General features: G+C 42.5%; 5 protein-coding genes and 2 pseudogenes. 3 read left to right on the forward strand and 4 right to left on the reverse strand.

The features are described from left to right. Positions 1-7: 7 nt before the first annotated feature. On the reverse strand, positions 8-3,157 hold the full coding sequence (locus DWX23_RS12295; protein WP_370450089.1) for a SusC/RagA family TonB-linked outer membrane protein: 3,150 nt from the start codon (positions 3,155-3,157) through the stop codon (positions 8-10). 418 nt (positions 3,158-3,575) lie between these two features. Between DWX23_RS12295 and DWX23_RS25310 the strand changes: the two genes are divergently transcribed. Next, positions 3,576-3,932: a two-component regulator propeller domain-containing protein gene (locus DWX23_RS25310; protein WP_370450094.1), complete on the forward strand. Its 357-nt coding sequence runs from the start codon at positions 3,576-3,578 to the stop codon at positions 3,930-3,932. 30 nt (positions 3,933-3,962) lie between these two features. Here the strand turns inward: DWX23_RS25310 and DWX23_RS12305 are convergent. Next, positions 3,963-6,260 (reverse strand): annotated as a pseudogene (locus tag DWX23_RS12305) (two-component regulator propeller domain-containing protein); the annotation flags it as partial. Between the two features lie 30 nt (positions 6,261-6,290). Between DWX23_RS12305 and DWX23_RS12310 the strand changes: the two are divergent. Next, positions 6,291-7,517, forward strand: a pseudogene (locus tag DWX23_RS12310) (response regulator); the annotation flags it as partial. A 293-nt stretch (positions 7,518-7,810) separates the two neighbouring features. Beyond that, on the forward strand, positions 7,811-8,359 hold the full coding sequence (locus tag DWX23_RS12315; RefSeq protein WP_122353680.1) for an RNA polymerase sigma-70 factor: 549 nt from the start codon (positions 7,811-7,813) through the stop codon (positions 8,357-8,359). A gap of 88 nt (positions 8,360-8,447) precedes the next feature. Here the strand turns inward: DWX23_RS12315 and DWX23_RS12320 are convergent, their stop codons facing one another. Continuing rightward, on the reverse strand, positions 8,448-10,475 hold the full coding sequence (locus tag DWX23_RS12320; protein ID WP_122374709.1) for a beta-L-arabinofuranosidase domain-containing protein: 2,028 nt from the start codon (positions 10,473-10,475) through the stop codon (positions 8,448-8,450). Positions 10,476-10,483: 8 nt separating this feature from the next. Then, positions 10,484-13,705, reverse strand: a complete 3,222-nt coding sequence (locus tag DWX23_RS12325) for a glycosyl hydrolase (protein ID WP_122374710.1) — start codon at positions 13,703-13,705, stop codon at positions 10,484-10,486.

The following is a 13,705-nucleotide window of genomic DNA, read 5'->3' on the forward strand; positions in this document are numbered from 1 at the left end:
TTGTATTTTAAAGAGTGATATTTAAACCGAATGAAATAGTTTTAGATAGAGGGTATGTCTTACCATTGCTGAATCCGTTGGCAGCAGTTGCTTCGGGATCGAACATATCAGCTATGCCACTGATAGTGAAAAGATTTTCTGCACTAACATAAATACGGAGCTTTTGGATATTCGCTTTATTCATCCAGGCTCGGGGGAATGTATATCCTATTTGCAGGTTCTTCATACGCATATAAGCTCCGTTTTGTAAATAGCGTGTCTGAGTTTTTTTGTTTTTGTTTCCTTTATCACCCAGATAAGCTTTGGGGTAGTAGGAATCGAGATTTGCTCCGAATACGGAAGTTGTGTTCTCCGGACGGAAATAGTCAAGGTGTTCACTAAAGCCAACCGATTGCCACTCTCCGCCATCAGCTCCCCAAAACATAGGACCGCCTAACCAAATGTCACGTTTCATAACTCCCTGGAAAAACATCTGTACATCGAAACCTTTCCAATCTGCTCCCAGGCTCAGGCCGAAACGGAAGCGAGGCGTATTGTTACCGATTACTTTTAAGTCGCCATGATCTATAGCTGTACTGTTTCCACTGTCGACTACTTTGTCACCGTTCAGGTCGCGATACATAATGTCGCCGGCTCCCCAGGCTGAACCGATTTTACTCTGGTCATTGTTGGCCAGCCATTCGGTCATTTGTTCATCGGATTTAGCGATACCTTCCGTCTCGTATCCCCAGATTTCTCCGATTGTCATTCCGTCGTAGTAAAGCGTATTACCGTCTGCATCCCAAAGAGCTTTAGAAGCATTGGGGTATGAAATAACTTTAGCGCGATAGTCTGAAAGATTAAATCCGGCATTGTAATTCACTTTTCCTATCTGGTCTCTCCAGTTCAGTTGTATTTCCCATCCTTTATTTTTCAGTTCGGCATTGTTCGTGTTCGGAAGAGAGGTCCCTAATATGGCACCCACTTCGGCTGCCGGTCCGACCATGTCTTTGGTTCTGCGGATAAAATACTCGGCAGTTGCATTCAGGCGGTTGTCCAGCATGCCGAGGTCGATACCTATATTAGTATTGTAGATCTTTTCCCAGGTAAGTGTGCTGCTGACCATTCCCGGAACTCCCGCCGTTGTCGGTTTGCCGCCATTCATTAACCAGTTGCCGCCATTAGCCGTTACGCTTTGTGTCAGATAGAACGGATAGTATGAGTCAGTATTCTGATTTCCTAACATACCCCATGAAACACGCGGTTTCAACGTATTGATGATGTTACTTATCGGTTCGAAGAACGATTCGCGTGCTACATTCCATCCTAAAGAGAAAGAAGGGAACACGTTCCAGCGCTGGTCTCTGAGGAAACGGGAAGAACCATCGTAACGAACGTTCATTTCTACCATATACCGGTCCTTATATGAATAGTTGATACGTCCGAAGAATCCGGCAGTCGACCAGTCATTATATTTGGAACTGTTGATTTTATCCTCCCCGGTAGACGCACTGATTTCCGGAACAAGGCTACTGATCACATCGGGACGTTGGGCGCTTAATTCGCGATAGACATATTCTTCGGTATTCATACCAATCAATGCCTTAAAGTAATGGTCTTTCAGCTGTAAAGTATAATCGGTATAAACGCTTGTCGTATAGAAATTACTGTTCAGGTAAGCAGAGCGTGCGAACGAAGCTCCCGGAGAATAACTTCCGCTAAAAGCTAATGCCTGCGGATTCCCGTTTACATCGTGTTCATAGATCGGATTCAAGTTCGTTTGCTTGTTCTGATTGATAATTCTCATGCCGGCTTCTGCGTAAATATTCCATCCTTTAAGCGGGTGGACTACGAGCTGTCCCTGCATATAAATATTATCGTTATGGGTCTTGGAACGTCCGCCGTCTACCAACTGGTTGAGTTTTCCGTTTCTCATATAATAACCGTTCGGGTCTTTAAAAGGCATCATGGGCCACATACGGGCAATATCGTGGTAAAGAAGTCCGCCTTCTTCCAAATAAATAGGGTTGTCGAGGTCAAAACGTACGAACTTTGTGTTAATATTGAAATCTACATATTTGTTTATTTGTGTATTAACCTTAGCTGTTGCATTGTAACGTTTATAATTATCTTCTCCGTAACGCAAGTTGCCATTTTGGTTCAGATAACTTCCGGATGCGTAGTATTGTATCTTTTCCGTACCGCCGCTCAGACTGATATTATGTTCGTTCGACCATGCCCACTGGAAGTGTTTTTTCCACCAGTTTACATTATCATTAGCTTTTTCATGAAAATGCCAGTTGTTACCGTTGGCAATAGTCGTTTCCGCTAATTCTCCGGCCATGTATTTTTGTATGCGACCGATGGTCTCTTCGTCAAAAATGACACTACCTCCCTGATTGATAGAAGCTTCATTGAAGAAATTTGCGAAACGGTATGAATCGAGTTGATTAGGGAGATTGGTCGGACCGGAATAACGGACGTTATTGTTGTAGTTTATTTGCATTTTCCCGGCTTTACCTTTTTTGGTTGTTATCATAATTACGCCGAACGCTGCCCGCGAACCGTAGATAGAGGAAGAGGAGGCATCTTTCAATACAGAGATGTTTTCAACATCTTCCGGATTCAGGTTGTTCATGTTTCCTTCCATGCCGTCGATCAGGATAAGTGGCTCGCCTTTGGAACCTTTACCGATCGTTCCTGTACCACGAATATTAACGTTCATGTTCTGACCCAATTGTCCTCCCAGGTCGGCGGTGGATAAGTTTAATCCGGGAACTGCCCCTTGTAAAGACTGTGAAACGGAAGTTACCGGCCTGGATGCTAATACCTTCTTATCGACAGTCGCTACAGCTCCGGTCAGATTAACTTTCTTTTGGGTACCGAACCCTACTACTACTACTTCGTCCAGTGCCTGAGTGTCTTCATTCAATTCTATTTTTAGACTGGATTGTCCGGTAAGTTTGATCTCTTGTGTAGTGTATCCTATGTAGGAGATCACCAGGATATCATCTTTCGAAGCATTGATAGAGAATTTTCCGTCCAAATCGGTAATAGTCCCGTTTGTTGTACCTTTTATTTGAATGGAAGCTCCGATAACGGGTTCATTCAGGTTCTTGTCAATGACAGTACCGCTAATGTTTTGCTGTTGCGCGTATATATGAAATATACTAACCATTAGCAGCACAATTAAAAAAGTGACTCTTTTCTTCATCCTTTTTAGTTTTAAGGTTGTTAATACTAATTTTATTAAATCTTTGTAAGCAAAAGTATCAGGTCTGCCTGGAAGGGATAACACGTGTTTTCTTCATTAACGATGGGCGTTTTCTTTATTTTTTCTGTTGAAAAACAGGATACTGGGTGTTTTATTCATGAATAGTCGGTAGATTATTCATGCATTATATTTATGTTGTTTTTCTTTGTCTTGTTTAGAGGTAATATCCTCTTTTTTTTGTTTCTTTGTATATGTTTGAAATATCTAAATGAGGAGCTTTGTTAATTAGATGATGAGGAAATTTATTGTCGCTATACTATTCTCTATTTTTTATAGTTTTTCCGGTTATGCCTTTTTTGAAAAGGATATCAGGGTGCTCACCATGCAAAACGGACTGGCCGATAATACAGTCTTGTGTATTCATAAAGATATGGATGGTTTTATGTGGTTTGGCACAGATAATGGTTTGAGCCGTTATGATGGAAAAAATATAAAGAATTTCGGTTCGGATGGGCTTTATATGAAAGTTTCCAGTATCCATGAAACCGGAAATAATCTGCTTTGGTTGAATGTGAGCGGGCAACTCTTCTGTTTCGATCGCCGTATGGAGCATTTTGTTTCTATTAATGAAAACGGGAAATTTACCGGAGTTCAAGATGAACTCTGTCTGTTTTATCTCAGCAATATGCTTAAAAGATGTGATAACATTCTTAACCAGCACATATATATCAACTTCTGACAGTTTTAATTGCACCATTCCGGCTTCTATTTTTTGTACATAGAGTAATTGATTTACCAGGGTAGATAATGAGGTTGCATTATTGTAAACCAATGATAACTTATCATATAGAATTTGTGAAAGGCATTCCGTCTGCAATAACTCCTGTAAAGGAGAAAGAATCAGTGTCAGAGGTGTACGAAGTTCATGAGAGACATTCGTAAAGAAATTGCTGCGTTCCCGGTTGATTTGCTTCTCTTTCTCACGTTCCAGATTGGCAACAAACAATTCGTGTTTTAACCGTTCTTCATGCCTCAGACGTGCCTGCTCCTTTTTTACACGGCGAATCAGATAATATATAATAAAACCGATTGTGATGATGATTAGAAGACGGAACCAAATTGTTTCATACCAATGAGGCAGGATGTTGATATCCATGGATGTCAGATAGCCGCTAGAACCGTCTGCCATAATACTTTGTACTTCAAAAACATATTTCCCTTGAGGTAAGTTTGCATACGAAACCTTTTCACCTTCATTGATTGTCAACCAGTTCGATTGAGCCGGACTTAACCGGTAATTATATTTTTGCAGGTCATCCGAGTAGGTCAGATTACTGAACATCAATGAAAAACTATTATTAGCAGCCTTTAATGTTAATCCGTGAGTATAGGGAATACCTTGTTTCAGAATGACTTGATTATTTATCTTTTGCCCGATTTCAACTGTTTTATTATCTACTTCCAATTGAGTTATTACTACTTTACCGGGAATAAAGTGGTTGTTCATTGCTTCATTCGGGAGGAAATAGGTTATGTTTTTATTATTCCCCCAAAACAGAAAATCCTTATAAAAGATGACTGAGCGGTTATTACCGGATATATAGTAATTATAGAACAATTTCTGATGTCTGCTGTAGTTACAAACACTCGAAGCGGAACCTAGCCAAATACGTCCTTCCGCATCTTCACAAATACAACCTATATAATTACTGCTTAACCCATTATGGGTTGTGTAAAAATTCTCGATTGAATCAGATTGAATATCCATTACCCCAAATCCGTCGGAATAACCTATATAGAGCTTTCCGTCTGAAGCAGCATAAAGGGAACGTATGTCCCTGACTGGAATATCAGCTGTTTTTTCATAGTCCGATCGAATAGGTTGACCATTCAAAGAACACTTTACTAAGCCGTATGACAATCCTAACAAGAAGTATTTATCGGGTACTTCTGCCATTGCCCGTATGGTTCCGGAACCGACAGGGTAATAGACAAAATCTTTTGTCTGGCGATCAAACAACAATAACCCGTTGGAAGTTCCCAGCCATAAACGATTTTGATTGTCAATCAATAAAGACCAGATGGAACCAGACCACTCAGGTTTGTCTTTAATACGGACAGGATAAACGGTAAAGGTTTTATTTTCGGAATTATACTGAATTAGTTCGGACTGACCGTTTCCGAACCACAAGTTTCCTTTTTTATCGTTGAGCACACATAAAACAGTATTGCTCGAGCCGGCAGAGACCGATTCAAACTCCAAACGGCTTTGAGGATTAAAAGGTTCCGTACTTCTCAAAATACCCTTATGGAAAGTGGCTAACCAGATATATTCATTTTCATCCGTCGCCATTTCACATATTTCATTATGTGTTTCCTGATGAAAGCGCTGATAAAATTGCTTTCGCAAATCGGAGGCATACACTCCTCCGCCTTGTGTTCCGATCCAGATGATACCTTCCGTATCATAATAAGCGGAGATCATTCGGGTCTCCAAGTTACGATGAAGTTGAGATGCAGTGTTGTTATAGACTTCTGTTGTATAGCGGGTAGGTTCTTCTTTATCAGGAATAAAAACTGTGTAACCATTCCATGTAGCAGCTAAATACCGTCCGTCTCCCAAAGAAACCATCTGGTAAATATCTCCATGGGAAAGAGTTTTTTTCGTATCCTCCGGTTTATAGCTATATTGAGTATAGACACCTGTTTTCGGATTGTAACAGATCGCTCCGTTGGCCCAGGTTCCAATCCAGACAGAACCGTCGGAATAAAGAAGGCGGTGAACGTGAATTTTATTGACTCTCGGTAAATCGCCTTGGCTTGTCATTTGACGTGTTTTTGGATTGAAAGTGACTATATTTCCCCAATCGGTCGCAATATAAATGATTCCGTCAGGGGATTGACACATAGCCATATAGTTTGTATTGTTCCCGGCCAGACCAGTAAACTCCATTTCTACTTTTAAGTCCACTTTGTCTATATTCCCCATTTTATCCATCTGATAAGCGATTGAAATAAGCGAAAGTACATCAGTGGATATCATCCAAAAAGTCGTATCGTTTTGCATGAGTACATCTTGGACTTTGGCATTCAATCTCTTTATCTCTGGATTGATGCCCCGAAAATAGAATCAGCTTTGAAGAACCTCCTTTCGAATGCGCTCAAATATACCCCGAAAGGCGGAAAGATAAGGGTTGCGATCGCCGAGAAGGAGGTGGACGGGAAAATGTTCTGTTTATTATCTGTTACGGATAATGGACCCGGTATCGCTGAAAATTTGCAGGGACGCATTTTTGAATCTTTTATAACGGGCGAAAATGATCCCTCATTTTCTACCAAGGTGGGTATCGGCTTGCGTATCGTTAAAAACACGATGGATCTCCATCATGGGAAAGTCTTGCTGAACAGTGTTCCCGGTAAAGGTTCCGAGTTTATCCTTTACCTTCCGTTAGGACGTGAGCATTTTAAAGAAGATGTATATCAACAGGTTGAGGATACCCGTGATGACCAGAAGGAGGAAGTATTCATTGCCCCGGAAAAGGTTCATGAAGAGAGATCCCTCGAATCAGGTAAGAAATTGCTGGTCATTGAAGATAACGATGAGATAAGACATTATATTCATACTCTATTCGAGAAAAAATACCGTGTCCTGGAAGCTCGAGACGGTGAAGAGGGCGTGCGGATCGCCAGTGAAGAGATCCCTGACCTGATCATTTCGGATATAATGATGCCGGTCAAAGACGGCTTTACCTGTTGTCAGGAGATCAGGCAGGAATTGCAGACGGCTCATATCCCGATCATCATGCTGACGGCCAAAGCAGAGGAGGAGGATTTGTTGAAAAGTACCCGGATCGGTGCGGACGACTATATCATGAAGCCTTTCAATCCCGAAGTGCTCAAGGCCAAAGCAGAGAACCTAATCCGCATGCGTGAACAGTTGAAACGCATCTATACGAAAACTCTGATGCTGAAACATACGGTAGAAAAGCCGGAGGAAGAAGAGCAGGCCAGCCTTTTCATGCAGCAGGTGATCTGCATCGTCGAAACCAATCTGACAAACCCGGATTTCAGTGCCAAAAGCCTGGCAGGCCTGTTGAACCTCAGCCAGCCTACTTTATACCGGAAGATGAAGCAGCAGAGTAACTTGTCGATTATCGAAGTGATTCGCAGTATCCGTATCAGCAAGGCCGCTTCCCTGATCATGCAGAAGAAATATTCTGTTCAGGAGGTGGCTGAAATGGTCGGTTATAACGATATCAATACATTCCGCAAGCATTTTACGAATCAGTTCGGTGTATCGCCGTCACGGTATAATGCTTTATAGTCTCCATTAGTCCGGGGAGAGTGTTGTCACTAGGGTGATGTTGCTGTTAATACGGCGTATCGTTTATCTTATTACTACGTCCTTCTTTGCATATCACAGTTGTGAAACAAAAGAAATCCATCTGTGAAACAAACGGAATCCAACTGTGATATGAAAGGAATACAGTTGTGATAAGCAATATAAGTATTAAAAAAGAATTATTACCAATAGCTATTGACTATTATGGAATAAATCTTATTTTTGTATGGTATTGAGATAAATGGAGAGAGAGCCTTCTTTAGATTCCAGAGGAGATGAGTAATATAAGTTTCAGCGAGATATACACAAACTACTATAAACGTTCGTTTTTGTTTGTAAAGTCATATGTCAGGGATGATATGGCTGCGGAAGATATTGTGTCTGAGGCTTTAATTAATTTGTGGGATACCAGCAAAAAGGAAAAGGTGGAATATCCGTTATCCTTACTTGTTATGATGCTGAAAAACGGAGCTTTGAATTATCTGAAACATCAGGATGTAAAGCAGTCCGTCTCCGATTCGATCTCATCTAAAATGGCCCGTGATCTGGGCTATCGGATCTCTACTCTGCAGGCTTGTGATCTGGAAGAAATATTTTCCTCAGAGATAACCCGTATCGTAAAAGAAACATTGGAGGCTTTGCCGGAACAAACCCGGCGTGTCTTCGAGTTAAGCCGGTATGAATGCCGTACTGTAAAGGAAATAGCAGAGGAGTTGTCTATCAGCCCGAAAGGTGTTGAATACCATATAACCAGGTCTTTGAAGGTGTTGAGGATTGCCTTGAAAGATTACCTGCCTATTTTTTATTTACTCTTTCTGAAGTGAGGAGCTGTTTCTTATCTGGAAACCCTTTCGCCAAACATAGTACATGACCGTGTCCGGCGAAAGGATTGTTGACAGGAATGATCCCGTATTATCTTACTAACGGAAACTCTGAAACACGTAGCGTTGTACACCCGTAAGGAATCAGAGTGATCTCTTCTACAGGGTTTTTACTTCTGCCGGTAGAGAAGGGGAGAGGGCCTGCCATTTCATTGTATAGTTGCCAGGAAGGTATTTCCTTCGCTTTTACCTTGATTTGGATAGGGGCATTCTCTACGTTCCAGAAATAATTACCTGCCAGTTTGGCTTTGTCGATCGTAATCTGGAAATTCTCCTTTGTATTTTCGGGGGCTGAAGCCAGTATTCCATAATTCCATTTGGTCGGTGAAGTGACTTCGTAGTAGGATTGGCCGAACTGTGTAATATCATCTCCTTCAAATTTTTTCTTTTCCCATTTCTCCTCCATCTTCAGTGCATAGACCAGCGGACCGCGTTCAACGGCGATTGAATTCTCATACCATTTACTTGTCGTTACTTCCATCGGTAAGTGTAAAACGACCTGGTCGCCGGTTTTCCATGTTCGACGTATAATCGCCGTACTGTTTCCTTTGGCAGTAGATTCAGGAACGCCATTGACGGTAACAGTCGCTTCTTTACACCACCCGGGGATACGCAAATGGAGCGGAAAGTCAACCTCTTTGGTCTTGTCGAGTAGCCGGACGGTAAACTGTATCTTATCATCCATTGGGTAATGAGTGTCCTCTGTAACAGTTACTCTATGGCCGTTGCCAACTTTTGTCGTCACCTCCGAAGGAGAATAGGCCAGCGCAGCAATACCATTATCTGGTGTAGCATACCAAAGGCTTTGAGTGAATTTAGGCCATCCCTGATGCATATTGGAGAAACAACAAGGATATCCGGTCCGTGTCCCATAGATAATATCTGTTTCTGCATGGTTGGCATCCTCATAAAAATTGTGGGCGTGGCGTGTGACCATTACCTGATTGGCCTGCTGGAAATATTGTTTATCCATAAAATCATCTGTTATCTGGGTAGGGAGGGCGTTGAAAGCGATCCGTTCCAGATGGTCTGTCAAAGTCAGATCACCCGTTATCTCCATCATCTTTTCCAGTGAATACATAAATTCTACGGCAGAGCATAATTCGGAACCCTGGGTCGGATTGTTGCCATGCAATCCTTCATCTCCTCCGTACATTCCTTGTGGCTGTCCGTTATATTGACGAATATCGGCCAGTCCTTTTTTTACTGCATCCAGATACTTCTTATCCGGGTTTTGCTGGTAATAGATAACCGGCTCCTTGAGTCCTTGTGCCAGGTTCACACAATGAATCGTGTTGAAACGGGTCAGGTCATTCCGGTTAAGGAACATGTCGACGAAATCGTAGCTTTGTTTATGTAAGAGATTTCCTAGATCGAGCAGGAATTTCTCTCCGGTAATATTGTAAAGCCAGTATACGGCCTGCAGGTTGTCGCAGGCACGGTACTCGGCCCAGAAGGTCCAGTTACCCAGTGGGGTAGAAGGAAGAGTCGCTAACTGATAACGGAAGTAGTTACTCATAAAGTCGATCACCCGTTTATCCCCTGTTGCCGAATAATACTGCTGCATGATCTTCAGCATTACCATCCGGGGCCACCAGTCTGCGGAATTATCCCTTTGAATGCCGGGTTCGGGACTATAATCCCTGGCAGGACCGAAGAAACCGTCTTCACGCTGGCTTTTCAAAGTCCATTCTATCCAGGGCTGTACCTTTTGCTTCAACTCCTTATCATCCAGGATATAGGCTAAGGGTAATAATCCGTCTATCCAGTACGGACCTCTTTCCCATTGGTCGCCGTCACCACCGAGCCATCCGTTACGTGCCCCCATCACTTCCGGATACAGGACGTCCATTTGACTGGACGCCCCTTTCTTTTGCCGCTCCAACATCTCCAGAAGCCAACCTTTGGCTTTGATGCTACCCAATGGCAGTTCCATGTAGGGTTTTCTTATGAGCGGATAACGGTTATTGGGGTGGTCGGGGTTATCCGCCTTGGCAAGGGATACAGTGCTACATAATCCTATTGTAAGTATTAATGATAAAAGGAATTTATTGTTCATAATTGTATCTATTTATATTTTATTGATAACAAATTGACAGGCCCTAATAATCCGGAGGTCTGTAAAGGTGAATGAACATTCCATGAATTATGATGCGCCCATGTCGGACGTTCTGCCTCTGGCAGACGCAAATCACCGATCAGACGGTTCATCCAGGTATTAACTACTTCTACCTCCAGTTCATTGATACCGTCTCTTATCACATCTGAAACTTCTATCCGGTAAGGAGCTGTCCAAACACCACCGACATATTTACCATTGATCTTTATTTTGGCCATTGCCGTAACTTGCCCCAAATCTACAAAAAGTTTTCCTTCGGGCTTCTTTTTTACGTCAAATGTTGTTTTGTATATGGCAGTCCCTGAATAATATCTGATACTTTCATCTTCATGTTTACTCCAATCCGTGAGCGTTGAGAATGTAACCGGTTGAGCAGGTCCCCGTTTATATTGGTCTGATTCAAAAAGAACCTGCCAGGGCTGATCTATTTTAGTAATAATTTCCGGTTTCGGATAATTATCCTCCACACCGGTAGCGGCAGGTTTACCTGTTTTACGGAACACGATAAACCCACTTTCGTATGCTTCCAGTTGCAACGGGACGGTTGTCGATTCTTTACCCTGTATGAAAGCAGGTAATGGTCTGATTGACCCGGTTACGACATCCCATAATTCGGGAACTTTCCCTTGTACACGGAATTGTGGAGAAACGGTGATCGTCCGGTCACTTTGGTTCGTGATAAAATAGATTTCATTATCTCCGGCTGTGCGATGAACATAAAGGACCGGATCATTTTCTCCGAACTGACAGTCGGGAATCACGCCTGATCTGTCCAGAACCTCTTTTAACTCCACGTCGGTATAGATAGTCCCTTTTCCATAAGAACGTTGTTTTACGGATAGATCGCCCCACATTTTCTTTGCGAGTGCATTTACTTCCTGATCGGCAACCGGGTAGTTCTCCATACTGGGTGAACGGCTAGGGGGAGGACCGAGGATAACCGCCCCGTCAGCAACCAACTGTTCAATCTTCTTCAGGACAGATGGGCGCATGGTTTCCAGTTTAGGTAATACCAGTACGCGGTAAGATGTGCCGTGTGGCAATACCAACTTTCCGTCTTTTACTGTCAGGTCACGTTCTATAACTTCTGCATTAATGTAATCATATGAATATCCTTTGGGTATTTCAGGATCACGTATGCCTGTCATCTTTGGTGCATCTTCTCCAATAAAGTAAGCGACATCAGCTATATTCTGACCTTGCTGTAACATATAATTGGCACGTTTGATATAAGAAACAAAAAGACCTAAATGTGAGTACCATGTATTCAGGCGGTTAAATTCGTTGCCGAAACTGGTGTTGACTCCGGGTGGTCTGTTTTCGTAAGGTTGGTGGATATAAACATGTAAAAGAGTATTGTTGACACCTTCAGTGAACGACCAGTCACCACGTTGTTTCAGGATTGCAGGATAACGACTGTACGAACCTTCTCCGCAGGTGAATGACTCGGCAGAGACCTTGGGTTTTCCATAAATATGGGCACAGGAAGAAGCTGCACGATTCTCGATGCTCCCCAGGTTACCTTCATTCCAAAATTCACCGCCGACTTCATCGGACTGACCGCCATATTGCAGAAATTCGCCAGGGAATCCCCAATGCCCGTAATTCTCAAGCCAGGTGGTCATTCCATGTTCATGACTTATTTTTCTTAACCCTCCGACATAATCATAGGATATTTTGTCGGCAACGAACCTTCTGACATCCCATAGGAAGCGATCAGACAAATCAGGACTACCTATGATATGGCCTTTGAATACGGGAAGAAAAGGCACGGGATCGTAGCCATAGCGTTTTTGGAATTCTTTCAGAAAATCGTCAGTAAAATTTTGTCCTCCGGTTTCATAACTATCCTGAACCGCAACTTTTAATGTTTTACGATCGTCAGCTGGAATTCGCTCCAGGATCATTCCCAGATAGGCATCGAAATGACTGGCTACATGTTCTTTGCTCATTTTATCCACCTCGAGTCCTGTGCCTTCCGGAGAAGCCGGGCTGTTTGTGACGCCTGTCGGTGTCATTCCCGTACGCATAATAATCCATTCTCCTTCAGGAACATCCCAGGTTAACAGTCCCTGGTCATCCATATAGCCAGAGATGTCCAGGATTTCATCCGGTTGTGTCATTTTGTAACTGGTAACATCGGGTTGTTCATCCCATAAATAATCATGCCAATAGGGAAGTGGTGTCTGATGCATTTTTGCCAATGATTTTTCTGCAAACCTTTCCATTACAGGTGAAGGAGATAAGAGGATACGCTTGATACCGCTTCCCGGATTGGCTTCCATCACAAGACGGAGTTTCTGATCTTTTACTTCCGGTAAGCTGATAGCGACGGGAGCATAAGGTTCGAAACCAACATTCAATGCGGGGTTAGTGCGATTTAAGGTGAACTGTTTAATGTTTTTGAAGGAATCTCCCTCTTGAACCTGCAGTTCAATTTTCGCTCTTATTGGTCGTTCTGCCGGATAGAGAACAAGGCTTCGCGCTGTAGCCTCTTTCGGTAAGGTAATATCGATAGTAATTTCTTTATCATTGAAGGTCAACTCTTTCCCAGTGTTCAGATCCGCTTTTATATTTGAAGGTGAAATGGTATAAGTCCCTTTTTCCAACAAATTAATTAAGTAGTCCTTATTTACGGGCATGGCAATAACCTTAACATCCTGGAAATCCTTTGTCGGCTCTGTAAGATGTTGTTGTAATTTTTTGGGGCCTTTTACTTTGATTTCCGAATATGTAAGATATCGCATCGCTTGTTCAGGCTTGATCCATGGACCTCCTGACTGGCTCCATCCGGGACTGTTGAAAAGTCCTATTTCAATGTTTAATTCCGTAGCGGTTTTCAGTGCAGTATGCATAATATCCCACCACTCATCGGTAAAGATCTTGACTTTTCCGTAGGGGGCTTCTTGTGGAGATAGTCCGATATTACCGATAAAAGCCCGGTTGATACCGACCTCTTTCATCGAGTGCAGGTCTTTTATTACAGCCTCTTTGGATATATTATCGTTGATCCAGTACCAGTATATGGAGGTCTGTATATCAGCGGGGATATCCTTGAAGTTTTTCTCAACTTCTGTGAAGTCCACGGTATTCTTCTGTTGTTTTGTACAGCAACAGAGAAGGCAACAGACTATCAGTGGTGTAAAATAGGTATAAATTATTTTTTTCAT

The organism is Parabacteroides sp. AF18-52 (genome assembly GCF_003479145.1).
GTDB lineage: Bacteria > Bacteroidota > Bacteroidia > Bacteroidales > Tannerellaceae > Parabacteroides > Parabacteroides faecis.

What these genes read in the sequence shown, in the direction of transcription:
- DWX23_RS12295 (WP_370450089.1), bottom strand. Translation starts at nt 3,157, where the DNA reads ATGGTTAGTATATTTCATATATACGCGCAACAGCAAAACATTAGCGGT.
- DWX23_RS25310 (WP_370450094.1), top strand. Translation starts at nt 3,576, where the DNA reads ATGCAAAACGGACTGGCCGATAATACAGTCTTGTGTATTCATAAAGAT.
- DWX23_RS12315 (WP_122353680.1), top strand. Translation starts at nt 7,811, where the DNA reads ATGAGTAATATAAGTTTCAGCGAGATATACACAAACTACTATAAACGT.
- DWX23_RS12320 (WP_122374709.1), bottom strand. Translation starts at nt 10,475, where the DNA reads ATGAACAATAAATTCCTTTTATCATTAATACTTACAATAGGATTATGT.
- DWX23_RS12325 (WP_122374710.1), bottom strand. Translation starts at nt 13,705, where the DNA reads ATGAAAAAAATAATTTATACCTATTTTACACCACTGATAGTCTGTTGC.